The organism is Deinococcus sp. HSC-46F16, from assembly GCF_024171495.1.
In the GTDB taxonomy this organism is placed as follows: domain Bacteria; phylum Deinococcota; class Deinococci; order Deinococcales; family Deinococcaceae; genus Deinococcus.
Genome location: NZ_JALJZW010000002.1, coordinates 239,424 through 263,288, shown reverse-complemented (window position 1 = coordinate 263,288; position 23,865 = coordinate 239,424). Strand labels below are relative to the sequence as shown.

21 protein-coding genes are annotated in these 23,865 nt (G+C 67.9%); 9 read left to right on the top strand and 12 right to left on the bottom strand.

What is annotated here, in order from left to right; all coding sequences use genetic code 11:
* Positions 1-6 precede the first annotated feature (6 nt).
* From rph to L1280_RS06640, 3 genes are all read right to left on the bottom strand, one after another.
* Complete coding sequence (gene rph, locus L1280_RS06650) at positions 7-738, bottom strand: ribonuclease PH (protein WP_253581320.1); 732 nt, start codon at positions 736-738, stop codon at positions 7-9.
* Complete coding sequence (gene murI, locus L1280_RS06645) at positions 735-1,565, bottom strand: glutamate racemase (protein ID WP_253581319.1); 831 nt, start codon at positions 1,563-1,565, stop codon at positions 735-737. Before murI ends, rph begins: the two co-directional genes overlap by 4 nt.
* 89 nt (positions 1,566-1,654) lie before the next feature.
* The gene (locus tag L1280_RS06640; protein WP_253581318.1) at positions 1,655-2,881 is read right to left on the bottom strand and encodes a PLP-dependent aminotransferase family protein; all 1,227 of its coding nucleotides are present in this window, start codon (positions 2,879-2,881) and stop codon (positions 1,655-1,657) included.
* A gap of 131 nt (positions 2,882-3,012) precedes the next feature.
* On the opposite strand from L1280_RS06640, the gene fba reads away from it, so the two are divergent.
* The 4 genes from fba (at position 3,013) to L1280_RS06620 (ending at position 7,978) form a co-directional block, all read left to right on the top strand.
* Complete coding sequence (gene fba, locus L1280_RS06635) at positions 3,013-3,930, top strand: class II fructose-1,6-bisphosphate aldolase (protein ID WP_253581317.1); 918 nt, start codon at positions 3,013-3,015, stop codon at positions 3,928-3,930.
* 110 nt (positions 3,931-4,040) lie between these two features.
* Positions 4,041-4,763 carry a hypothetical protein gene (locus L1280_RS06630; protein ID WP_253581316.1) on the top strand — a complete coding sequence of 241 codons (723 nt, stop codon included), beginning with the start codon at positions 4,041-4,043 and terminating at the stop codon, positions 4,761-4,763.
* A 108-nt stretch (positions 4,764-4,871) separates the two neighbouring features.
* Positions 4,872-7,442, top strand: coding sequence for a S8 family serine peptidase (locus tag L1280_RS06625; RefSeq protein ID WP_253581315.1), 2,571 nt, complete (start codon positions 4,872-4,874; stop codon positions 7,440-7,442).
* Between the two features lie 110 nt (positions 7,443-7,552).
* Positions 7,553-7,978 (top strand): CBS domain-containing protein, encoded by a 426-nt coding sequence (locus L1280_RS06620; RefSeq protein ID WP_253581314.1) that lies wholly within the window; start codon positions 7,553-7,555, stop codon positions 7,976-7,978.
* A 55-nt stretch (positions 7,979-8,033) separates the two neighbouring features.
* On the opposite strand, the gene L1280_RS06615 is transcribed toward L1280_RS06620, so the two are convergent.
* From L1280_RS06615 to dnaK, 3 genes are all read right to left on the bottom strand, one after another.
* On the bottom strand, positions 8,034-8,954 hold the full coding sequence (locus tag L1280_RS06615) for a DnaJ C-terminal domain-containing protein (protein ID WP_253581313.1): 921 nt from the start codon (positions 8,952-8,954) through the stop codon (positions 8,034-8,036).
* A gap of 77 nt (positions 8,955-9,031) precedes the next feature.
* Positions 9,032-9,658: a nucleotide exchange factor GrpE gene (locus L1280_RS06610; RefSeq protein ID WP_253581312.1), complete on the bottom strand. Its 627-nt coding sequence runs from the start codon at positions 9,656-9,658 to the stop codon at positions 9,032-9,034.
* 103 nt (positions 9,659-9,761) lie between these two features.
* Positions 9,762-11,648, bottom strand: coding sequence for a molecular chaperone DnaK (gene dnaK / locus L1280_RS06605; RefSeq protein WP_253581311.1), 1,887 nt, complete (start codon positions 11,646-11,648; stop codon positions 9,762-9,764).
* Positions 11,649-11,890: 242 nt separating this feature from the next.
* Between dnaK and ftsH the strand changes: the two genes are divergently transcribed.
* From ftsH to L1280_RS06590, 3 genes are read left to right on the top strand one after another with little or no spacing between them, the layout of a single operon-like run.
* Positions 11,891-13,753 carry an ATP-dependent zinc metalloprotease FtsH gene (gene ftsH / locus L1280_RS06600; protein ID WP_253581310.1) on the top strand — a complete coding sequence of 621 codons (1,863 nt, stop codon included), beginning with the start codon at positions 11,891-11,893 and terminating at the stop codon, positions 13,751-13,753.
* Between the two features lie 45 nt (positions 13,754-13,798).
* On the top strand, positions 13,799-15,394 hold the full coding sequence (locus L1280_RS06595) for a carboxylesterase/lipase family protein (protein WP_253581309.1): 1,596 nt from the start codon (positions 13,799-13,801) through the stop codon (positions 15,392-15,394).
* Complete coding sequence (locus L1280_RS06590; protein WP_253581308.1) at positions 15,394-15,696, top strand: hypothetical protein; 303 nt, start codon at positions 15,394-15,396, stop codon at positions 15,694-15,696. Before L1280_RS06595 ends, L1280_RS06590 begins: the two co-directional genes overlap by 1 nt.
* A gap of 56 nt (positions 15,697-15,752) precedes the next feature.
* Here L1280_RS06590 and L1280_RS06585 read toward each other — a convergent pair whose 3' ends face one another.
* Positions 15,753-16,514 carry a DsbA family oxidoreductase gene (locus L1280_RS06585; protein WP_253581307.1) on the bottom strand — a complete coding sequence of 254 codons (762 nt, stop codon included), beginning with the start codon at positions 16,512-16,514 and terminating at the stop codon, positions 15,753-15,755.
* 227 nt (positions 16,515-16,741) lie between these two features.
* Between L1280_RS06585 and msrB the strand changes: the two genes are divergently transcribed.
* Positions 16,742-17,209, top strand: coding sequence for a peptide-methionine (R)-S-oxide reductase MsrB (gene msrB / locus L1280_RS06580; RefSeq protein ID WP_253581306.1), 468 nt, complete (start codon positions 16,742-16,744; stop codon positions 17,207-17,209).
* Between the two features lie 60 nt (positions 17,210-17,269).
* Here msrB and L1280_RS06575 read toward each other — a convergent pair whose 3' ends face one another.
* Positions 17,270-17,470, bottom strand: coding sequence for a hypothetical protein (locus tag L1280_RS06575; RefSeq protein ID WP_253581305.1), 201 nt, complete (start codon positions 17,468-17,470; stop codon positions 17,270-17,272).
* A 254-nt stretch (positions 17,471-17,724) separates the two neighbouring features.
* Here L1280_RS06575 and L1280_RS06570 point away from each other — a divergent pair, with 254 nt between their 5' ends.
* Positions 17,725-18,474, top strand: a complete 750-nt coding sequence (locus L1280_RS06570; protein WP_253581304.1) for a hypothetical protein — start codon at positions 17,725-17,727, stop codon at positions 18,472-18,474.
* A 123-nt stretch (positions 18,475-18,597) separates the two neighbouring features.
* On the opposite strand, the gene L1280_RS06565 is transcribed toward L1280_RS06570, so the two are convergent.
* The 4 genes from L1280_RS06565 to carB all read right to left on the bottom strand — a co-directional run bounded on the left by L1280_RS06565 (position 18,598) and on the right by carB (position 23,863).
* Positions 18,598-19,005 carry a PIN domain-containing protein gene (locus L1280_RS06565; protein WP_253581303.1) on the bottom strand — a complete coding sequence of 136 codons (408 nt, stop codon included), beginning with the start codon at positions 19,003-19,005 and terminating at the stop codon, positions 18,598-18,600.
* Positions 19,002-19,202 carry a type II toxin-antitoxin system VapB family antitoxin gene (locus L1280_RS06560; protein ID WP_253581302.1) on the bottom strand — a complete coding sequence of 67 codons (201 nt, stop codon included), beginning with the start codon at positions 19,200-19,202 and terminating at the stop codon, positions 19,002-19,004. Before L1280_RS06560 ends, L1280_RS06565 begins: the two co-directional genes overlap by 4 nt.
* 179 nt (positions 19,203-19,381) lie before the next feature.
* Positions 19,382-20,719, bottom strand: a complete 1,338-nt coding sequence (locus L1280_RS06555) for a hypothetical protein (protein ID WP_253581301.1) — start codon at positions 20,717-20,719, stop codon at positions 19,382-19,384.
* 54 nt (positions 20,720-20,773) lie between these two features.
* Positions 20,774-23,863, bottom strand: a complete 3,090-nt coding sequence (gene carB / locus L1280_RS06550; RefSeq protein WP_253581300.1) for a carbamoyl-phosphate synthase large subunit — start codon at positions 23,861-23,863, stop codon at positions 20,774-20,776.
* Positions 23,864-23,865 lie beyond the last annotated feature (2 nt).

Genomic DNA, 23,865 nt, shown 5'->3' with positions numbered 1-23,865 from the left:
ACGGCTCTAGAGTTGCCGCCCCAGCTCCCGCAGCAGCCCGCCCACCGCCTCCACACCCGCCGTGAGCAGCCGCACATACTCCTCCGGCGAGATGGGGCCTTCCTCCGCCCCGCCCTGCGCCTCGATGACCAGGCCCCCGGCGGTGGCGACCACGTTGAGGTCGGCCCGCGCGACCTTGTCCTCGGCGTAGTCGAGGTCCACGCGGAGCTCGTCGCCCACCAGCCCCACGCTGGCAGCTCCGACCGTATGCACCAGCGGCCACTCGGTCAGGGTGCCGGAGTGGATCAGACGGTCGCACAGGTCGTGCAGCGCGGCGTACCCGGCCAGCACGCTGGCGACGCGGGTGCCGCCGTCGGCCACCAGCACGTCGCAGTCCACGTAGAGGGTCTGGTTGCGAAAGTGCCGCAGGTCGATGGAAGCCCGCAGCGCCCGCCCCAGCAGCCGCTGAATTTCGTGGCGGCGGCCGTTTTGCAGGTTGCGCTCGCGGGCCTGCCGGTCGGTGGTGGCGCGGGGCAGCATGGCGTACTCGGCGGTCAGCCAGCCTTCCTTCTTGCCGCGCATGTGGGGAGCGGGTTTGTCCTCGATGCTCACGGTCGCCAGGATTTCCGTACGCCCGAGTTTCAGGTGGGCGCTGCCGGGCGCGTGGGGGTTGATGCCCCGCTCCAGCGTCAGCGGCCGGGGGGTCAGGAGGTCGCGGCCCTCGCGCACGGGGAGCCGGGAGGAGGGGGAAGAGGTCAAGTCGTCACCTGCTGCACCGTGACATTGTGCCCGTCTTCGCCCGTCAGGGTGGTGATCACTGGCCGAGCCGCCGCCGGGTCCCCGGTCACGAGGTAGGTCACGTGCCCGCTCCCCGTCCCCTCCCGCAGCCTCCCCGACGCCGAGAGCACGTTGCGGGCGTGCCGCGCCACCGCCGCCCCCGAGTCCACCAGCGTGAAGGTGTTTCCGAACTCGGCCCGGATGCTCGGCGCCAGAAAGGGATAATGGGTGCACCCCAGCACCAGTTGATCGGCCCCGGCCTCGTCCAGGGGGGTCAGCACTTCACGCAGGACCGCCCGCGTCCGCTCGCCCTCGGCCTGTCCCGCCTCCACCAGCGGCACGAGTTCGGCGCTCACGGCGGTCAGGACCCGCACCCCGGCGGGGTCCGCGAAGCGTTCGATCACGTCCTTGAGGAGCGTGCCGCGCAGGGTCCCCGGCGTGGCGAGCACGCCCACCACCCCCGTGCGGGTCGCGGCCACGGCGGGCTTGACGGCGGGCACCAGGCCGATCACGGGGAAGTCCGGACCGTACCGCTCCCGCAGGTGCGTGAGGCTGAACGCCGAGGCCGTGTTGCAGGCCACGACGACTCCCCCCGCCCCCCGAGCGTGCAGCGCCGAGACTGCTCGGTCGGTGAGATCACGAATTTCCTCGTCGGGCCGCCCCCCGATAGGCACATGGGCTGTGTCCGCGAGATACAGGAAGTCCTGCCCCGGCATCACCCGGCGCAGTTCCGAGAGCACGCTCAGGCCCCCCACGCCGGAGTCGAATACGCCCAGGGGAGCTTCGGAAGGGGTCGGCGGCGGGGTCATCGGGGGGGATGATAGCGGGGGTCAGCCGGATGGATGGAAGACAACAAAAAGAGGCCCCCGCGTGGAGGCCTCCCGAATCCGGATGAGCTTCAGCCCATCGCCCCCCGGAACGTCTCGGCCAGCGCCCGGATGCCGCGCTCGATCTGCTCGGGGGTGGCCGAGGAGTAGCTCAGGCGCATGGTGTTGGCGCCGCCGCCCAGCGCGAAGAAGGGACGGCCCGGCACGTAGGCCACGCCGCGTTCCAGGGCACGCGGGAACAACTCGGTGGTGTCCAGCGTCTCCGGCAGCGTGACCCACAGGAACATGCCGCCTTCCGGCTCAGTGAACTGCACGCCCGCCGGGAAGTGCTCGCGGATGCGGCCCACCATGTCCTGCGCCCGCTCGCCGTAGGCCTGTTTCACGATCTCGATCTGGCGCGGCAGCACTTCGCCCACCAGCTCGGTGATGATCATCTGGTTGAAGATCGGCGTGTGCAGGTCGGCGCCCTGCTTGGCCTGCACCAGCTTCTCGATGATGAGGTGCGGCCCCTGCACCCAGGCGTCGCGCAGGCCCGGCACCAGCGTCTTGGAAAAGGAGCCCGAGTACAGCACGTGGTTGCGCTCAGGGTCGCCGCCCGCGTGCTCCAGCCCCAGCGTAAAGAGGTTGGGCAGCGCCTCGCCCCGGAAGCGCAGCTTGCCGTAGGGATCGTCTTCCAGCACCATCACGCCGTACTGGGCCGTTAGCTCGACCAATCGGCGGCGGCGCTCCAGGCTCAGGGTGCGCCCGGTGGGGTTCTGGAAGTTGGGAATCGCGTACAGCAGCTTGGCGGGGTGCGCCTTCAGCACGTCCTCCAGCGCGTCCACGTCGATGCCGTGCTCGTCGGTGGGCAGCTCCACGTAGCGCGGGCCGTAGGGCTGGAAGGATTGCAGGGCGCCCAGGTAGGTCGGGGCCTCCACCAGCACCACGTCGCCCTCGTCGATCAGAATCTTGCCCAGGAGGTCGAGTCCCTGCTGGCTGCCGGTCACGATCTGCACGTGTCCCGGTGTCAGGCCGGGGGTCTGCGCAGCGATCCACTCGCGCAGGGGGAGGTGGCCCTCGGTCGTGCCGTACTGCACGGCGGCGGGGCCGTAGCGGTCGAGGACCGTGTTGGCGGCCGTGCGGATCGCGTCCAGCGGGAACAGCTCGGGGGCGGGCAGGCCCCCCGCGAACGAGATGATCTCGGGGCGCTGCGTGAGCTTCAGGAGTTCGCGGATGGCGCTGACACTCATGCGCCCGGCACGGGCCGAGAGCAGGTGCGCGAAATCCACGTCGGGCCGCGTGGGGAGGGTGGGGGTCATGGGTCCATCCTACCCCTGCCCGCCCCTGTCCCGGCCGGGTGTCCGGGGACGCTGGACCCGGCCGGGTTAGGATGTTGAGGCACATTCCGGCCTACGCGGCCCACCGAAGTAGGCCCACCCAAGGAGGACTCATGCTCGTCACCGGCAGCGACATTCTGGTTCCCGCCCGCGCGGGGCGCTACGGCGTTCCCTCGTTCAACACCAACAACATGGAGATCACCCAGGCGATCATCCACACCGCCGAGCGGCTGCGGGCGCCCGTGATGGTCCAGATGTCCGAGGGCGCCATCAAGTACGGCGGCCAGGACCTCGCCAATATCGTGATCGACCTCGCCCAGCGGGCGACCGTCCCCGTCGCGCTGCACCTCGACCACGGCTCGTCCTACGAGTCGGCCCTGAAGGCGATCAAGATGGGCTTCACCTCCGTCATGATCGACGCCTCGCACCACGGGTTCGAGGAAAACGTCCGCGAGACCCGCCGCGTCGTGGAGGCCGCGCACGCGATGGGTATCAGCGTAGAGTCCGAACTCGGGCGCCTGGGCGGCATCGAGGAGCACATCGTCGTGGACGAGAAAGACGCCTTCCTGACCGACCCCGAGGAAGCCGTGCAGTTCATCGAGCAGACGGGCACCGATTACCTCGCCATCGCCATCGGCACCTCGCACGGGGCGTACAAGGGCAAGGGCCGTCCCTACATCGACCACGCCCGTATCGAGAAGATCGCGGGGCTGACGACCATCCCGCTCGTCGCGCACGGCTCCTCCGGCGTTCCGGCCGAGATCGTGGGGCGCTTCCGCGACGCGGGCGGCGAGATCGGGGACGCGGCGGGCATCGCGGACGAGGACCTTCAGCGGGCCACCCAGCACGGCATCGCCAAGGTCAACGTGGACACCGACCTGCGCCTCGCGAGCACCGTCGCCATCCGCGAGGCCCTCCAGAAAAATCCCAAGGAATTCGACCCCCGCAAGATCTTTGGCCCCGCCCGTGACCTGATGGGCCAGATCGTGGAGCACAAGCTGCGGGTGCTGGGGAGCGTGGGCAAAGCCTGATGCCTGGGCCTCGCCCGGCCAAGCTGACGTCCGTCTGACGCCCGCGTGGGGCCGGATGAGGCGCAGCCGGAGGGCAATTCTCACCCTGGGCGCGTATGCTCCGCCGTGGCATGCGCGCCTTTCGCCTTCCTCTGATGCTGCTGGTTCTGGGCAGCGTGGCCCTGGCTCCGGTGGGGGTCCACGCCGCCCCGGCGGGCACGCCGCTTCCCAGCGGTTGGCTGACGCGCCTGGTGGGCTTGCTGCCGCAGCCGGGACAGAGTGCCCAACTGATGGACTGGCAGCCCAGCCGCCTGATCGTGACGCTGACGGCCCGGGTCGCGGAGACGGGGGGCGACCGCGAGGCGCTGCGGACGATCATGAGCAAGTTCCAGCGCGGCGAGAAGCTCGCCTACGACCCCCGGCTGGGCATCAGCCGCGCCGAGTTCGACAGTTACGTGCTGTTCGAGCCTTCGCTGGTGCCGTCCAACAAGCGGGTCAAGTTGCCCGTCACCCGCGAGGGCAACCGCCTGCGCTTCGGGGACGTGGCAGGTCTGGCCGGGGTGCTGCGCGGCCTGGAGATCGACCTGCTGACGGGCGAGCTGCGGGCGCCGGAGGGCTTTTCCGGCAAGCCGCAGGCGTTCGTCGCCGACAACGGGCAGGAACGTGCCCTCGACGTGCAGAGCGGGTTCGAGTGGAACCTGCGCGGCAACAACCCCTACACCCAGAACGGCATCAACCTGATCGTGCAGCTCGTCGCGCTCAAGGGGGGGCAGATTGTCCTGAGCGTGTCGCGCTTCAGCATGATGAACGGCCGCACCAGCGACGGACGCGTGATCGTGCAGTACGTGCGCTGAGAACCTTGCCCCCGGCCCCCCGGCGACTGACCCGACCCTGACGCCGCCTCAAGGCGTCCTCACCTGAGCTTAAGGGGGCGTCACCAGGGGGCCGTTAGGCTGCCGGGTATGACCAAGACCAAGGCCACCTTGCTGCTCGGCGCCGCGCTGACGCTGGGCAGCGCCAGCCTCGCCGAGGCTGGAACCCTCTCGCCCACGCTGCTCCAGCGGGCGCAGCAGGGCGACCAGACCCCCACGGGCGTGATCGTCCGCTTCAAGTTCAGCAACACCGACCGGGGCCGGGCGCTGTTCAAGAGTTCGCGCCAGCAGCTTCAGGCGCGGCTCGCGCAGCTTGGTCCCGCCGCCGGATTCATCGGGCAGGCCGTCAACTCGGGCCGGGTCACCCAACTGTGGCTCGACCAGAGCATCTTCCTGCCGCTGACCCCGGTGCAGGCGCGGGCGCTCGCGGCGCTGCCCTTTGTCGACGCGGTGTTCGAGAACTTCCGGGTCCAGATTCCCCGCGCCGCCGCCCTCAGCGCGGCCTCGGCGCCGACCGGGACCCCGTGGCACCTCCAGAGCATCGGGGCGCCCCAGGCGTGGGCTTCGGGCTTCCGGGGCCAGAACATCCGGGTGGGGCACCTCGACAGCGGCATCGACCCCAACCACCCCGAATACGCGGGCCGGATCGCCGCCTTCGCGGAATTCAACGCCGAGGGCGACCGCATCGGCAGCACCCCGCGCGACACCACCAACCACGGCACCCACACGGCGGGGTTGATCGCGGGCAAGACGGTGGGCGTGGCACCTGAGGCCCGGCTGATCAGTGCGCTGGTGCTCCCCAACAACGAGGGCACCTTCGCGCAGGTCATCGCGGGGATGCAGTACGTCCTCGACCCCGACAACAATGCCGACACCAACGACGGCGCCCAGGTCGTGAACATGAGCTTGGGGATTCCCGGCACCTACGACGAGTTCATCGTGCCGGTGCAGAACATGCTCAAGGCAGGCGTGGCTCCGGTCTTCGCCATCGGCAACTTCGGGCCGACGGCCGCCAGCACGGGCAGTCCCGGCAACCTCCCGGACGCCATCGGGGTGGGCGCGGTGGACCAGAACGGGCAGGTGGCCTCGTTCAGCAGCCGTGGCCCGGTCGCGTGGCAGGGCCAGATCAACGGCGTTTTCGTGAAACCCGACATCGCCGCCCCTGGCGTGGCGATCACGAGTTCCTTCCCGAACGGGCAGTACGGGGCCTTGAGCGGCAGCTCCCAGGCCAGCCCCATCGCGGCGGGCGCGGTCGCCCTGATGCTCTCGGCCAAGCCGGGCACGGGTGTGGACGCGATCAAGAACGCGCTGTACACCTCTGCCAGCAACGCGGGCAGCAAGAACAACAACGTTGGCTACGGGCTGATCAGCGTGCCCGGAGCGCTGGGCAAGCTCGGTGTGACGGCGGGCACTCCGGCCCCGGCGCCGACGCCCGCGCCGACCCCCACCCCTGCGCCCACTCCGGCCCCGACCCCCACGCCGACCCCGGCGCCCACGCCCGCCCCCACGCCGACTCCGGCACCCACCCCGGCCCCGACTCCCGCTCCGGCCAACCCCACGGGTCCGGCGGGCTTCGAGCTGTGCGCGGTGGAGGGCAGCTTCTGCGACTTCAAGGGCCAGCGCGAGGCGGCCTTCGGCACCGCCGGGCGCTACCTGACAGGTATCGGCACCGACGGCTTCAACTGCACGGTGGCCGAGTGGGGCAGTGACCCCGCTCCCGGCGTGCGCAAGGGCTGCTTCATCAAGCCGGTGGCGGCCCAGCCCGCTCCTGCGCCTGCCCCCGCGCCGACTCCGGCTCCCACGCCCACGCCGCCCGCCAGTGACACCAAGCCCCGCGTGCTGCTGGTCGACGACGACATGGGCCAGGGTGCCGACGTGACGGCCGCGCTGCGCGACGCGATCCGGGCCAACGCGGCTGCGGGCGGCGCCTTTGTGTGGAACACCCAGACCCAGGGCGCGGTGCCCCTCTCCGAGATGCAGCGGGTGGACGTCGTGATCTGGGCCACGGGCGAGCAGTACCAGAACACCCTCACCGCGCAGGACCAGAACACCCTGCGCCAATACCTCGCGGGTGGGGGCCGTCTGCTCGTGACCGGGCAGGACATCGGCTATGACATCGGCGGCAGCGCCTTTTACACGGGGACCCTCAAGACCCGCTTCGTGGCGGACAGCTCGGGCACCCCGAAGCTGGTGACGCGCGGCGCGTTCGGCAACACCGCCTTTACCCTCAACGCGGCGGGCAGCGCGGGCAACCAGTACTACCCCGACGTGATCGCAGACCTCAGCGGCTCGCAGGTCGTCGCCTCCTGGGGCAGCGCGAATGCAACGGCGGGCACCATCACCGCCCAGAGCATCCGGGTGGACCCCAACACGGCCCGCGCCGGGCAGAAGGTGCAGGACCCGCGCGGCCTGGTCGAGCGCCTCGCCGCCAACCTGATCGGCGGCCTGCTGAACCAGATTTTCGGCGGCCAGACGCAGGCCCAGGCCCAGACCCCCGCGCCGCGCGTGTCGGCCCAGAACGCGGGCGAGAACGCCGGGGCCATCGTCGCCAACGACGCGGGCACCTACCGCACCGTCAACATGGGCTTCGGACTGGAGGGCCTGACCCCCCAGAGCCGCACCCTGCTGATGAAGACGAGCTTCGACTGGCTGATGCGCTGAAGCCGCAGCCATCCGGGAAAGGGGAGAGGGCCACCGGCCTTCTCCTCTTCTCTTGACCTCTTTAGCTGGCTCCCACCGGACGCCGCCCTGCGCCAGGGTAACGTCCCCCCATGCCCACCCTCCGAGAGATCATGACCCCCAACCCCGTGACCGTGGACCCCCAGGCCACCCTCAAGGAAGTCGCCACCTTGATGCTGGAACAGGACATCGGGGCCGTGCTGGTGATGGACGGGGAGCACCCCAGCGGGATCATCACCGACCGCGACATCGTGATTCGGGCGGTCGCCTACGGTCACGACTACGGCACCGCCGTGACCGACTACACCACCGGCAGCGTCTTCACGATGGAGGCCGACACCGACGTGCAGGAGGCCGCCCGCGAGATGGCCGACCGCCAGCTTCGCCGCCTGCCCGTGACCGACGGCGGCAAGGTCGTGGGCATGGTCAGCCTGGGGGACCTCGCCGTCCGCGCGGGCGGGAATGCCGACGAGACGGCCCTGCAAGGGGTCAGCCAGCCCAGCGTCGATCCCCAGTAAGCGTGACAGCGAGAAGGGCCGCCTCTTCACCGGGCGGCCCTTCTCGCTGTGGTGGTCATGGGCGCAACTCGCGCAGCTTGCGGTACAGCTCCCGCTCCTCGTCGGTGAGGTCGCGGGGCACGGTCAGGTTCAGCCGGGCGTAGAGATCGCCCCGCGTGCCGTCCCGCCTCGGCCAGCCCTGCCCGCGCAGGCGCATACGGCGGCCCCCGCTGCTGCCGGGCGGCACGGTGAGGGTCACGTTGCCCCCCAGCGTGGGCACGGTGACGGAGCCGCCCAGCGCCGCGACAGGAGCGGGCACGTCCACCGTGGTGATCAGGTCGTCGCCCTCCAGGTCGAAGCGGGCGTCTTCCAGCACCCGGATGGTGAGCAGCACGTCGCCGCCCCCCGGAGCCTGCCCCGCCAGCCGCAGCCGGGAGCCGTCACGGGTTCCGGCAGGCACGCGCAGGGCGAGGCGCTTGCCGTCCACGTTGATGACCTCGTCCGAGCCCTGGAACGCTTCCTGAAGGGTGACCTGCAACTCGCCCTCCACGTTCTGCACGAATCTCCGCCCCTGGGTGCCGCCGATGCCGCCCAGCAGGTCGTCGAGGTTGACCTGCCCGCCGCCCGGAAAGCCTCCCGTGCCCCCCTGGAAGCCGCCGCCCCGGCGCCCCCCCATGCCGAAGAGGCCCTGGAAGAAGTCGCTGAACTGCGAGGGGTCGAAGCCCGCGAAGTCGCCGCCCTGGAAGTTCCCGGCGTCGCCGTACCCCGGCGGCACCTGCCCGGTGTGGCCGAACTGGTCGTAGAGCTTGCGCTTTTCCGGGTCAGAGAGGACCGCGTAGGCTTCCCCGATCTCCTTGAAGCGGTCGGCGGCCTTTTCGTCCCCCTGGTTCTTGTCGGGGTGGTACTGCTTGGCGAGCTTGCGGTACGCGCTTTTGATGTCCGCGTCCGAGGCGCCGCGCGTGACGCCGAGGACGTTGTAGTAATCCTTGTATGCCATAGGGAGCCTCCAGCGTTCAGCGGCCAGCCGCCAGCGGGAACAGAGTTGTCACGGGCTGGCGGCTGACCACGGGGTGCTCACTGCTTCTTGCCCACCACCACCCGCGCGGGCCGCACCGAGCGGTCGCCCATGCGGAACCCGAGCTGGTAGACCTGCACGATCACGTCGTCCTCGTCGGCGGGCACGACTTGAATCGCCTCGTGCCAGCGGGGGTCGAAGACCTCGCCCTCGCGCCCGGTGGCTTCCAGGCCCAGCCCGCTGAAGACCAGCAGCACCTTGTTCTGCACGGCCTGCATGCCGGGAATCAGCTTGGCGGGGTCGCCCGTGCCCATGCTCAGCGCCCGGTCGAGGTCGTCGTAGACGGGCATCAGGGCCTCGGCGGCCTTCGCCACCCCCTGCCCCTGGGCGGCGTCCACGTCCTCCTGGGTGCGGCGGCGGTAGCTCTCGAAGTCGGCGGCGAGGCGCCCCAGCCGATTCTTCAGCTCGGCGTTTTCCTTCTCCAGCTCGTCGGCCCGTTCGAGCTTGCCCATCATCTCCTGCACCTGGGCGAACATCCCCTCGTCCATGCCGGGGAAGCCCGCCGCGTCAAGGTCCTCTTCGAGGTTGTCCGTCTCGGCGGTCGGGAGGTCCGTGTCGATTTCGGTGCCGGTGTCGGCGTCCACGGTCTTCTTCTGGTTCTCTGTGTTCTGGTCGTCCTGGGTCATGGGGGTCCCCCGTCTGCGAAACATGGTGTGAAGATAGGGGAGAGGGGCCAATCAGCCGTCCTCTCCCCTGGGTGTGTGGTCTTGCGCGGAGTGGACGCTGGGCTCAGTCGGCGGGCTTGAAGTCCGCGTCGATCACGTCGTCGTCCTGCTTCTGCGCCTGGCCCTGGGCGGCGCCGTCCTGACCCTGTCCGCCCGACTGCGCGGCGTTCATAAAGGTGCGGAGTTCATCTTCGAGCCGCTTCTGGGCGCTCTCGATGCGGCTGTCGTCGTCCGAGCGCACGGCGTCCTCGGCCTCGTCGGCGGCGGCCTTCAGGCGGTCCTTGGCATCCTGGGCGGCCCCGGCGTTCTCGTCAAGTTGCGTCAGGGCCTGCACCCGCAGCGAGTCGAGGTTGTTGCGCTTCTCGACCTTCTCGCGGCGCTGGCGGTCGGCCTCAGCGTTCTGCTCGGCCTCGCGGACCATGCGCTCCACGTCGCCCTTGTCGAGGGTGGTGGTGTTCTCGATGCGAATCGACGCTTCCTTGCCGCTGGTCTTCTCCTTGGCGGTCACGTGCAAGATGCCGTTCGCGTCGATGTCGAAGGTCACCTCGATCTGCGGGCGGCCAGCGGGCATGGGCGGAATGCCTTCGAGCTTGAAGCGGCCGAGGCTCTTGTTGTCGGCGGCCATCGGGCGCTCGCCTTGCAGCACGTTGATCTCCACGCCGGGCTGGTTGTTCTCGGCGGTGGTGTAGATCTCGGTCTTTTTGGCGGGGACCGTGGTGTTGCGGGTGATCATCGGGGCGATCATGCCGCCCTTGACCTCCACGCCCAGGGTCAGCGGGGTCACGTCCACCAGCACGATGTCACCGAGGGACGAGTCCCCCTGGATGATGCCCGCCTGCACCGCCGCGCCCAGCGCCACGGCCTCGTCGGGGTTGACCGACTCGTTGGGCGTCTTGCCGATGATGTCCTGCACGATGCGCTTGACAGCGGGGATACGCGTCGAACCACCGACCAGAATCACTTCGTCGATCTGCGAGGCGTTCAGCTTGGCGTCCGCGAGGGCCTGCTCGACCGGGTGCCGCACGCGGCGCAGCAGGTCGGCAGTCAGCTCCTCGAACTTGGCCCGCGTCAGGCTGCGCTCAAGGTGCAGCGGGGTGCGCGTCTCGGGATCGAAGGTGATGAAGGGCAGGCTGATGGTGGTCTCCGAGGCGTTGGACAGCTCAATCTTGGCCTTTTCGGCGGCCTCGATCAGGCGCTGGAGGGCCTGGGGGTCCTTGCGCAGGTCGAAGTTGTGCTCTTTCTGGAACTCGCCCGCGAGCCAGCCCACGAGGCGCTGGTCGAAGTCCGCGCCGCCAAGGTGCGTGTCGCCGGAGGTGGATTTCACCTCGAAGACGCCGTCACCGAGTTCGAGGATGGTCACGTCGAAGGTGCCGCCCCCGAGGTCGAACACGAGCACTGTCTCGTTGCCCTTGCGCTCCAGCCCGTAGGCGAGCGCGGCGGCGGTGGGCTCGTTGATCACGCGCAGCACGTTCAGGCCCGCGATCTCGCCTGCCTGCTTGGTGGCTTCACGCTGCGAGTTGTCGAAGTACGCGGGCACGGTGATCACCACGTCGCGGATCTTCTCGCCGAGCTTGGCGGAGGCGTCGTTGACGAGCTTGCGCAGCACCTCCGCGCTGACCTGCTCGGGGGCGAGGTCCTGGCCGTTCACTTCGATGCGCACCGACCCGCCCGGGCCTTCCTTCACCACGAAGGGAGCGCGGCCCGCTTCCTCGCGGATCTCGTCCCAGCGGCGGCCGATAAAGCGCTTGACCTCGAACAGGGTCGCTTTGGGGTTCAGCGCGGCCTGACGGCGGGCGATCTGCCCGACAAGACGCTCGTCGCCCTTGTAGGCCACGACCGAGGGGGTGGTGCGGGCGCCTTCGGCGTTCACGATGACTTCGGGACGCCCGCCTTCCATCACAGCGATCACAGAGTTGGTGGTACCGAGGTCGATTCCGACAGCTTTGGGCATGATGACTCCTTGAAACCGAGAAGTGAGGGGTACAGACGTAAGATTCTGCTGCCCGGTGGACAGCAGTTCTGAACTGCTCACAGCATAAGGCTACAGTTTGGAGATGTCAATAGACTTGAGTGCACTTCGCTCAACCCTGACGACTGGCCAGTCCTCCACATCGCTAGTTCTCTTCCAGAGTTTCCCGGACGCATCGGCCTACACTGGGGCATGACACAGGGGCGGGGGCGGGGGGCACGCGGGTGAAACGCGGCGCTTGGGGCTGGGGACTGGCGGCGGCGGTGGGGGCGCTGCTGCTCCTGATCATCGTGCTGAGTCCCCGCAGCCGCCCGGACGAACTCGGGTTGGACGACCTCGCGGCGTCGCTGCGGGCAGGCAAGGTCGCGACGCTGACCGTGCAGATTCAGAACAACACCGCCCTGCTGACGGGTCGGCTGGACGACGGGGAATCGTTCCAGACCCGCACCCTGGCCGCGGATCCCCTGATCGCGCTGCCCCGGCTGGAGGCGGCGGGGGTGGAGGTCACCTACGCCGCGCCTCCCCGCCTGAGCGTGATCACGCTGGTGAGCGGCCTGCTGACGGGCCTGCTGATCGTGGCCCTGCTCGTCCTGCTCTTCCGCCGCCCTGGGGGTGGGGAGGGCGCGGCGGGGAACTTCGGGAAGTCGAAGGCGGCGGTGATCAGCGAGGGCCAGATCAAACTGACCTTCGCCGATGTCGCCGGGTGCGACGAGGCCAAGCAGGACTTGCAGGAAGTCGTCGACTTCCTGCGCCACCCCGAGCGCTACCACCAGCTCGGTGCCCGCATCCCCCACGGCGTCCTCCTCGTCGGCCCCCCCGGTTCCGGCAAGACCCTCCTGGCCAAAGCGGTCGCGGGCGAAGCCCGCGTCCCCTACTTCTCCATCTCCGGCTCCGACTTCGTCGAGATGTTCGTCGGCGTCGGCGCCGCCCGCGTCCGTGACCTCTTCGAACAGGCCCGCAAGTCCGCCCCCTGCATCGTCTTTATCGACGAGATCGACGCCGTGGGCCGAAAGCGCGGCGTCAACCTCCAGGGCGGCAACGACGAACGCGAACAGACGTTGAATCAGTTGCTGGTGGAAATGGACGGCTTCGCCTCCGGGCAGGAAGTCATCATCCTGGCCGCCACCAACCGCCCCGATGTCCTGGACGCCGCGCTGCTGCGTCCAGGACGCTTCGACCGTCAGGTGGTCGTGGACGCCCCCGACGTGCGGGGGCGGGAGATGATCCTGCGCATTCATGCCCGCAAGAAGCCCCTGGATCCCAGCGTCGATCTGGGGGTGATTGCCCGCCGGACGGCGGGGATGGTGGGGGCGGATCTGGAGAACCTCTTGAACGAGGCGGCGCTGGGGGCGGCGCGGGCAGGGCGATCGAAGATCGTGATGCGGGATGTGGAAGAAGCGCGGGACCGGGTGCTGATGGGACCGGAGCGCCGCTCGCTGGTGGTGCGGGAAGCGGACCGGCGGGTGACGGCCTACCACGAGGTCGGTCACGCCCTCGCCGCTCAGCTTCTCCCCCACGCGGACAAGGCCCACAAGCTCACCATCGTGCCGCGTGGGCGGTCGCTGGGGTCGGCGCTCTACACGCCGGAAGACCGGATGCACCACACCCGCGCGGCGCTGCTTGACCGCCTGTGCGTGGCCCTCGCTGGGCACGCCGCCGAGGAGGTCGCCACCGGGGAGGTCACCACGGGCGCGGCCAAGGACTTCCAGCAGGCCACAGGTCTGGCCCGGCGCATGGTCACCGAGTGGGGCATGTCGGAAGTCGGGCAGCTCGCGCTCGCGCAGGAGAGCGGCAGCTTCCTGGGGTACGGGCCGCAGCAGGGTGTGTACAGCGACCACACCGCCGAGCGCATCGACGCGGAGGTCGCCCGCATCCTCAACGGCCAGTACGAGCGGGCCGTGGGGCTGCTGCGTGAGCACCTGCATGTGCTGCACCGCCTGACCGACGAACTCATCGTGCGCGAGTCGCTGAGCGGCGAGGAACTCGTCACCATCTTGCAGGGAGGAAGCCTCACGGTCCCCGCCTTCCCGGACGACGACGGCGAGGCACCCGCTGCGCCTCCCGGACTGACGCCCAATCCGGCCTGAAGTTCGGTCCCATCCCGCCCCGCGCTCCGTCCCCTACGCTGGGGCATGACCCGCACCCTGATCACCACTGCGCTGCTCGTGCTCGGCGTCGCCCACGCCCAGGACACGGCCGCGCCTGCGGCCCCCCCCACCTCCCAGTCGGCTCCGTCGGCCGCGCCCGGCACGCCCGTCCGCGCCCAGGTCCGCACCGGGACGCTGGTGGGCCGCGAGGCGAGTGGGGTGCGGCTCTGGCAGGGGATTCCTTACGCCGCGCCGCCCGTCGGGGACCGCCGCTGGCGGGCGCCCCAGCCCCCGGCGATCTGGGTGGGCGAGCGCGACGCCTCGCGGCCCGGCAATGTCTGCCTCCAGCGCTCGGCCCTGGGCGACGGCCCCACGCGCGGCAGCGAGGACTGCCTCTACCTGAATGTCCATGCCCCGTCGGGGGCCAGCCGCGCCCCCGTCATGGTCTGGATTCACGGCGGTTCCTTCCGCAGCGGCGCGGGCAGCGACTACGACGCGCGGGTGCTTGCCCGCGAGCAGGGCGCGGTCGTGGTGACGATCAACTACCGGCTGGGGCCGCTGGGTTTTCTGGCCGCGCCGGGGCTGGTAGACAGCCGGGGGGCCGGGAACTACGGCCTGCTCGACCAGCAGGCGGCGCTGCGCTGGGTGCGCGAGAATATCGCGGCCTTCGGGGGGGACCCTGCCAACGTGACCGTGTTCGGGGAGTCGGCGGGCGGCATGAGCATCTGTGACCAGCTCGCCTCGCCGGGAGCGGCGGGCCTCTTCGACAAGGCGATGATCCAGAGCGGTCCCTGCACGCCGGAGATCGTGCTGAGCCCGCTCGCGGACGCGCTGAAGACGGGCGCGGCGTTTGCCCGCACCGTGGGTTGCCCCGACGCGGGCGCCGCCTGCCTGCGGGCCGTACCTGCCGAGCGGTTGCTCACCGCCGAGACGCCGGGGCTGACCTTCGTGGCCTTCCCGCCGGTGTACGGGGATGGGGTGCTGCCCCGCTCGCCGCAGGAGGTCTTTGCGAGCGGTGAGTTCATCCGGGTACCCACCCTGATCGGCACCAACCTCGACGAGGGCACGCTCTTCGTCGCCCCGTTCGGGCGCGGCGGGCAGGACCTCCCGGTGTGGCAGTACTGGCTGCTGGTGGGGCAACTGGAGGGCTGGGACGCGCTACGGGTGCTGTTCAACTACCCCACCCGCGACTACCCCACGGTGGGACTGACCGCCGCCGCGCTGGTCACGGACGGGGTCTTCGCCTGCCCCAGCTCCGACATCGCCCGCGACCTCGCCCGCCTGACGCCCGTCTACGCTTACGAGTTCCGCGACCGCGACGCCCCCAGCTTCCTGAAGCCCAGCGCGGCCATTCCCGACTACGGCGCCTACCACGCGGGTGAACTCGTCAGCGTGTTCGGCACGCCGCTCACCGGCCTCGCCAGCCCCGCGCAGTTCACGCCCGCCCAGGCCGACCTCGCCCGCACCCTCCGCGCCTACTGGGGCAATTTCGCCCGCACGGGGAACCCCAATGGAACGGGCCTGCCCCTGTGGCAACCCTTCGTTTCCCCCGGCGGCACGGTCCAGACCTTCCAGCCAGGCCGCATCGCGGGCACCACCGCCTTTGAACAGGAGCACCGCTGCGACCTCTGGAGGGAGTGATGCGCGGGGCAGCGCCACTGGCCGGGGCGCTGCTGGCCGCCGCCCTCCTCGGAGCGACCTGGGTGCTGCGCCGTGACCCGCTGGACCTCGGCGTGCTGCTGGCCGGGCTGCTGGGGTTGGGGCTGCTCCTGCGCCTCACGCTGGCGGGCGACGGCCGGGGACGGCTGGCCCTGCGGGTCCTCGCCTCGCTGCTGAGCGGGGTGGCGATCTTTGGCGTGCGCGAGCCGACCGGGGCGCTGCTGTTCGCCGCCGTCTTTTTCGGCAGCCAGATGGTGATGCGCTGGCTGGTGCGCCGGATGTAAGACAAGGAAGAGGGCCGCCCTCCCCCACAGGAGAAGGCGGCCCTTTCAACTCCGTATCAGGCCCGGTTCGCCGCGCCCGGCACCGCGCAGGCATCCCCCTCGCAGCCCTCGGCGGGGGTGTCGCCGCCCAGCAGGGTCAGGGGCTCGGGGTGGCTCTCGGCCCACACCTGCGCCAGCGCCGAGCGCAGCACCTCGGGAGACTGGGCGCCGCTGACCCCGTACTTGCCCCCCAGTACGAAGAAGGGCACGCCGCCGATTCCCAGGGCGCGGGCCTGCGCCTCGTCCTGCCGCACGGCCCCCGCGTACTCGCCGGAAGCCAGGGCCGCCCGCACCTCCTCCGCGTCCAGCCCCACTTCTGCCGCCAGACGCACGAGCACCTCCGGGTCACCCAGAAACTCGCCCTCGGTGAAGTAGGCCCGCAGCAGGCGCTCCTTCATGGCGTCCTGCAAGCCCCGCTCCGCCGCCAGGTGAATCACCTGATGGGCCTGAAAGGTGTTCGTGGGCTGGAGGTCCCCGAAGTGGTAGTCCAGCCCCTCGCCTGCCGCCGTCTGGGTCATGGCATCAAGCATCTGCTGCGCCTGCGCCTCGCTGCGCCCGTACTTGCCCGCCAGAATGGCCCGCATGGACTGACCCGGCCGCGCGGCGACCCCAGGGTCGAGTTCGAAGGAGTGCCACACCACCTCGACCTGATCGCGCTGAGGAAAGGCCGCGAGGGCCGTCTCGAAGCGCCGCTTGCCGACGTAGCACCACGGGCAGGCGATGTCCGACCAGATATCCACCCGCAGCTTGTCCGGAGAGGAGGGAGTGAAAGCTGTCATGCCCCCATTCTGATCTGCTTTAAAAAACAAAGCAACGCATTGGGGCACGTTTGCGGCCGGGAGCCTGGTCGGGCAGGTGGGGGGGAACCGCCCGCCCCCGCCCCCTCGGGTCCGCAGCCGCGCAAGTCTCCCGTTCCTCTGCGGATACACCCTTGCCAGGATGAGAGCACGCGGAGCGCGGGAGGGAGGTCCTATTCCCGGCCGCCCCGGCTGCCTACACTCGGGCCATGACCACCGATCCTGCCCGGCCCCCCTTCGTCAAGCCCAGCGACGACGACTTGCGTCAGCGGCTCACGCCCATGCAGTACCGGGTGACCCAGCAGGAAGGGACCGAGCGGGCCTTTACCGGCGAGTACTGGGACCACGAGGAACCCGGCCTCTATGTGGACGTGGTGTCGGGCGAGCCGCTCTTTTCCAGCCTCGACAAGTACGACGCGGGGTGCGGCTGGCCCTCTTTCACCCGCCCGCTGCCGGGCACCTCCCTGGCAGAAAACACCGATTACAAGATCGGCTACGCCCGCACCGAAGTCCGCTCACGGGAGGCCGACTCGCACCTCGGCCACGTCTTTCCGGACGGCCCGCGGGAGGAAGGCGGCCTGCGCTACTGCATCAACTCGGCGGCGCTGCGCTTCGTGCCGGTGGCCGAGCTCGAGGCTCAGGGCTACGGCGAGTACCTGAACCTGTTCCAGAAGTAAGGCGAACAGGAGAGAGGGCCGCGTGAACGACTTGCACGCGGCCCTCTGCCGTCGTCCTGTTCAGCTCTCGGCAGCGCCCGACCGGGCTCCGCCGTCCCCGGCCTCGGTGGGGTCCGCGCCGGACTCGGCGTTGCCGGGGGTGCCCGTGCTGCCCGCGCCGCCCGCACTGGTCTTGCCCGTCTGGCGCTCGTGCTCCTGGCGCTGGGCGTAAGCCTCCTGCATCTGCTCGGCCTCGTTGCCGCTCTTCCTGTCGTCGGTCATGGCCCGAGGGTAGGCGGTGGGGCCGGAAGCCGGGTGTGGGGCCTCCCAACCGGCCTTGAGGCAGCTTGGGGCAGCCTGCGTGCCGCAAGTGTTGCGGGGGCGGGCGGCGAGATAAACGCTGCCGCAGGGTCCCGGCGGGGGAGACTTGCGCGGGTTCTCATCTGGGATGCTAGGCTACGCGGGAACCAACCGCAGAGCTGTTTTCGTTTCGGACCTTTGTCACGCCGCAGGACCGCACCATTGGGGGTATTGCTATGAAGAACATTGGACGCCTGAGCTTGCTGACCGCCGCGCTGCTGATGGGCCTGGGAACCGCCTTCGCCCAGACGCAGACCCCGCCCGCCACGCCCCCCGCCACCGAGGAGACGCCTGCCCCGGTCGTGTCGCAGGAAGCCGCCCTGACCATCGGCGAAGCCACGGTCACGATTCCCGGCCTTCAGGACGCCACGCTGGTCAAGACATTCTCCACCGTGCTGGGTGGCGGCGTGATCTACCGCGGCTCGGTGACGGGCTCCATCGACCAGATCGTGCAGGCCTTCACCACCGCCGGCTTCACGGCGGCTGACAGCACCGACGCTGGCGACACGGCCGAGGGCACTGACGCCGCGGCCGGCACCACGGGCGACGCGGCGGCTGGAACGGCCGCCACCGGCACGGCCGCGACGGGCACCGCTGCAACGGGAACGGCTGCCACCGGTACGGCGGCGACGGGAACCGCCGCGACGGGCACGGCCGCTACTGGCACGGGCACCACGGGCACCGACACCGCTGCGACCGGAACCAACGATGCCGCTACCGGCACCGACACGGCGGCCACCGACACAGCCGCCAGCGCGGGCACCGGCACCACCGCCACCGGCCTGGCCGGGCTCCCCGAGGGTGAAAGCCGAATCTTCACCCAGGGCGGCCAGACCTACGAGCTGCGCGTCTACGAGCGCGGCGGCTTCACGGTCATCGTGTGGTCGCGCATCGGCACGGCGAGCACGGCCCCCGCTGGCAGCTAAAGCCAAGGAGGGAAGAGGGGCGGACACCCAAGCGGCGTCCGCCCCTTCTCTGTGATTGTTATGGTCCTGCCCCCCCCCAGCTCAACCCCACCGTCTGTGGCTGTGGCCCGTGCTGGGGGAAGGCTAAACCCGGACCAACCGCAGTGGGATGTGCTCGGCGTACCGCTGGAAATCCTTGTCCTTCGTCAATAGGGGCATTCCCCAGGCCACGCTGCAAGCGGCAATCAGGAAATCCGTGCTGCTCCCCTGAATGCCCTTGCCCCGGCAGGTGTTGAAGAACTCTGCCGCCAACTCGTACTCCGCCGCCCTCGGTGCCCGGTCCTCGAAGGCTTGCAGGGCCGTCCGGGTACGCTCGAACTGCGCCCGGTCACGAATGCCTTGCAAGACCTCCTGACGGATGCATCCCAGCATTTGCACCCGCCCGGCCTCCACCAGTTCGGCCAGGAACAGGCGTTCGGCAGAGGGGTCGCCGACGCGCTTGCGAAACCCCTCCGACCACACGTCCGTGTCCACGATGACGAGGCCGCTCACGAGCGTTTGCGCTGTGCCCGCATCTCCTCTTCGCTGTCCATGTCGATGGTGCCGAACAGCTCAAGCACCTTGCGCTGCTCGCGGTGGCGGATGTACTCGGCCAGAGCCTCGTTCACCGTCTCCCGTTTGGTGCGGTGCCCGCCCACCTTGAGGGCACGCTCCAGCAGTTCCGGGTCGATTTGCAGGTTCGTCGCCATACCCTATGCTTACACAAGAGGTTGTGTAGAACCGTGAGGGGGAGTCGGAGGGCTGAACGGGAGATGGGCCGTTCTATCCCCTCCCCACCCCACCCCGCCCAACCCCACTGTCTGGGGCTGCGGCCTGTGCTGGGGCGAGGCAGTTCCTGGTTTTTGTCAAACAAAAGCAAGTCCTGGTATTACATTAGTAGGCTTGACTCTTTGAGACCTTGTAAGAATGATGATGGAGTTGTTAGATTTACAAAAAAGCGACCTATGAAACCGGATAATAGAAAGCTATTCACTGGTCTGCCATTAATACTTTTAAACTCAATCCCCCTATTATCCCATCGGGGTACATTGCTGGAGCCATATTGCTCTATTACTTTTGTTGTTGCGCTGCGAGAGGCAAGTGATAGCTCTATGTTCATGGATTTTGCTAAGGCAAGAAAGAGTGGCAGATCAAATGCTATGTATATAATTGCCTTGCCCTCTATTATATGTTTAAGGTTGTTTATAGATACAGGCCATGTTGTGAATGGTTCAGATGGGACGCTAATTAGATTGGTTTTGAATAGATTAGTTAGCGTAAGAGACTTCCCCTCTGCAATCTTTCTGTTAATCTCTTCAATAACTTCTCTTTCTCGTTCATCAGCGCCCGCTCGTGCAAGAGCTACTTGGGTTTGCAAGGCTAGGGCAGCGAGCTTACGTGCCTCCTCTATCGATTCACTATAGCCAACGGCGAGATGTAGGCAACGGTCTACCGTGTGAGATGATAGGGATTTTTCAACCGCTACATCAATTAATTCTTGGAGAACGCCACCAAAGTCGTCCACATTTACGTAGTCTTTCGACAATCTAATTGGTTTTCGTGTTCCTAAATCGATGCCTGAATCAGTGGAAATAACCTCTTCTACATTGGCGATCCTAATTTTTTGTCGCAGCATTCTTTTCGCTTGCTTTCTCTGCTTCACCGTAAGTGTTAGATCTTTTTCAATTATATCTATAGATTCATCCTTCAATTCTATGTTCTTGATTCTATCCATCAAAAATTCGTTTGTTTTTCCACTCTTCAATTCAATATATGAAATTTTTTTCTCCGGTTGGGTTTCAATTTTCAAAATATCGCAAACATGTATAAATGTACTTAGGTCCGCTAGAAGTGAGAAGCTTGAGCGTGACATCTCATTATGATTATTCGCTTCTTTCTGAGCTACATATACAGTAGATAAATCAATCGAGGGTATCTCGTCAAGATAACCTATTCTTCTCTGTACATGCACTTTCCCCTGTAACATTGTGAAGGCAATATGATCTATTACCTTTCTTAAAAGTATTTCTCTATAACCCTTTTCATCCTCTGGCAGCTCCTCTGTAGACGATAAATTCGTCAACTCTTTTACAACGGCATCTTGAGCTTTTTGAAAGCCTCTATGACAAGCTGCCACAAACCTCTTGACATCTGACGGCTTTGCCTTCCCTTCGTGAATCAAACGGGGTGAAAAGTTGATGCTGTTTATTCCGGCCTCTCTCGCCATGCGGAGAATGCTGAGGTAACGAACATAAAAGTCATCGTTCAAAGAAACCACCATTCAGTTAGCCACAGCTTCCAACTTCTGCCACTCCTGCAAGCTCCGCACCCCCAACTCCTTCCCCTTCACCGCTCCTATCGCCCTGGCGGTCCACTCGGCGCCTTCGCGGGTGCTGACGATGGGCTTGCCGCGTTCCAGGGCGGTGCGGAGGAGCGGCGAGGCGGTCACGTCGATGAGGAGGTCGGGCAGCGTGTCGCCTTCCTGCTCGCGGATCACCCGCAGCCCCGCGCCCTCCAGCGTGGCGGCCACCCCGTCCAGACCGTCCCCGAGGAGGAGCGCCGTGCCCGACAGCGGCAGGTTGCTCTTGGCCCCCAGCTCCGCGCGGTAGAAGGCGAGGTACGGGTCCGTGTCGATGCCCATGCTCTCACCCGTGCTCTTCATCTCCGGGCCGAGGACGGGCAGCACCCCCTTGAACTTCAGGAAGGGCAGGTGGACCTCCTTCACTGAGTACATGGGGGGCGTGGGCGTCTCGGTGAAGCCGATCTGTTCCAGCGTCTGCCCCACGGCGATCCGCGCCGCACTCTTGGCGAGCGGGTGGTTCACCGCCTTGGAGACGAAGGGCACGGTGCGGCTGGCACGCGGGTTGGCCTCCAGGATGTACGCCACGCTGTCCTTCACCGCCCACTGCACGTTCATCAGCCCCCGCACGCCCAGCTCCAGGGCGAGGCGTTCCGTGTCGGCCTTCACCCGCGCCATCAGTTCGGGGGAGAGGTTCACCGGGGGCAGCACGCACGCGGAGTCGCCCGAGTGGACCCCGGCGGCCTCGACGTGCTCCATGACCCCCGCCACGACCGCCCGCTCCCCGTCGCAGAGGGTGTCCACGTCGAGTTCCAGGGCGCCCTCCAGAAACTGGTCGAGCAGGATGGACGGCTGCCCCTCGACGGCGGCGTACACCTCGTCCAGGTAGGTCGTCAGCTCCTCCATGCTCCGCACCGTCCGCATCGCGCGGCCCCCCAGCACGTAGGAGGGCCGGGCCATGAGGGGGAAGCCGAGTTCGGCGGCGAGTTCGCGGGCCTGCGCGGGCGTCTCGGCCACCTTGCCCCTCGGCTGCGGCAGCCCCAGCCGCTCGCACAGGGCGTTGAAGCTCGCGCGGTCCTCCGCCTCGTGGATCGTCTCGGGGCTGGTGCCGATGATGGGGGCGCCCGCGTCCGCCAGCCGCCGCGCCAGCTTGAGGGGCGTCTGCCCGCCGAGCTGCACGATCACGCCGACGGGCTTCTCGTGCTCGACGATGTTCATCACGTCCTCGAAGGTCAGCGGCTCGAAGTACAGGCGGTCGGCGGTGTCGTAGTCGGTGCTGACCGTCTCCGGGTTGGAGTTGACCATGATCGTCTCGTAGCCCGCCTCCTGAAGCGCCCAGACGGCGTGGACGGTCGCGTAGTCGAACTCCACCCCCTGCCCGATGCGGTTGGGGCCGCTGCCCAGGATCACGACCTTGGGCTTGTCGGTCGGCGTCACCTCGTCCTCCCACTCGTAGGTCGAGTAGTGGTAGGGCGTGTACGCCTCGAACTCGGCGGCGCAGGTGTCCACCGTCTTGTAGACCGGGGTGGCTTTGGCGGCCTTGCGAAGCCCGCGCACCTCCAACTCGCTCAGCCCCACGAGTTCGCCCAGCCGCGCGTCGGAGAAGCCCAGCCGCTTGACCTCGCGCCAGATTTCGTACTTCCAACCCTGGATAGGGCCGAGGTCCGCGATCTCCTTCTCGGCGTCCACAATCTCCTGAAGCTGCCCCAGGAACCAGCGGTCGATCTTCGTCGCGTCGTGGAGGGCCGAGACACCCTCGCCCCGCCGCAGCAATTCCAGCACGGCTTCTAATCGGCGCGGGTTGCCGTACAGCAGGCCGCGTAAGTCGTCGTCGGACATGGCGGCGAACGCCCCGCGCACGTCCGACTCGATGCTCCGCAGCGCCTTCTGCACGCTCTCCTTGAAGGTGCGGCCAATCGCCATGACCTCGCCCACGGAGCGCATCTGGGTGCCCAGCGCGTCGGGGGTGCCGGGGAACTTCTCGAAGGCGAAGCGCGGAATCTTCGTCACCACGTAGTCGATGGTGGGCTCGAAGGCGGCGGGGGTGACGCGGGTGATGTCGTTCGGCAGCTCGTCGAGGTGGTAGCCCACCGCGAGCAGGGCGGCGATCTTGGCGATGGGGAAGCCGGTCGCCTTGCTCGCCAGCGCCGAGGAGCGGCTGACGCGCGGGTTCATCTCGATCACGATGACGCGCCCGTTGTCGGGGTTCACCGCGAACTGGATGTTGGAGCCGCCCGTGTCCACCCCGATCTCGCGGATGATGGCGAGCGACTGATCCCGCAACCGCTGGTACTCCACGTCGCTGAGGGTCTGCGCCGGGGCCACCGTGATCGAGTCGCCGGTATGCACGCCCATCGGGTCGAAGTTCTCGATGGAGGTGATGATGACCACCGTGTCGGCGTGGTCGCGCATCACCTCCAGCTCGTACTCCTTCCAGCCCAGGATAGATTCTTCCAGCAGCACCGAATGGACCGGCGAGTCGCGCAGGCCGCCCTCGGTGATCTTCAGGAAGTCCTCGTAGGTGTGCGCGATGCCGCCGCCCGTGCCGCCCAGCGTGAAGGAGGGCCGGATGACGATGGGGAGGCCGAGTTCCTTCTGGTACTCGACGGCCTCCTCCATCGAATGCACCATCTTCCCGCGTGCCGTCTCCACGCCGATCTTCTTCATCGCGGCCTGGAACGCCTCGCGGTCCTCGCCCTTGTGGATGGCCTCGGCGTTGGCGCCGATGAGTTCCACGCCGAACTCGGCGAGGGTGCCGTTGGCGTTGAGGTCCATCGCCAGGTTCAGCGCTGTCTGCCCGCCCAGGGTGGGGAGCAGGGCGTCAGGGCGCTCCTTCTCGATGACCTTGCGGACGAACTCGGGCGTCAGCGGCTCCAGGTAGGTGGCGTCGGCGAGATCGGGGTCGGTCATGATCGTCGCCGGGTTGGAGTTCACCAGCACGAGCCGGTAGCCTTCTTTTTTCAGCGCCTTGAGCGCCTGCGTGCCCGAATAGTCGAACTCGGCCGCCTGCCCGATCTGAATGGGGCCGCTGCCGAGAATCAGGATGGTCTGGAGGTCAGTGCGCTTGGGCATTC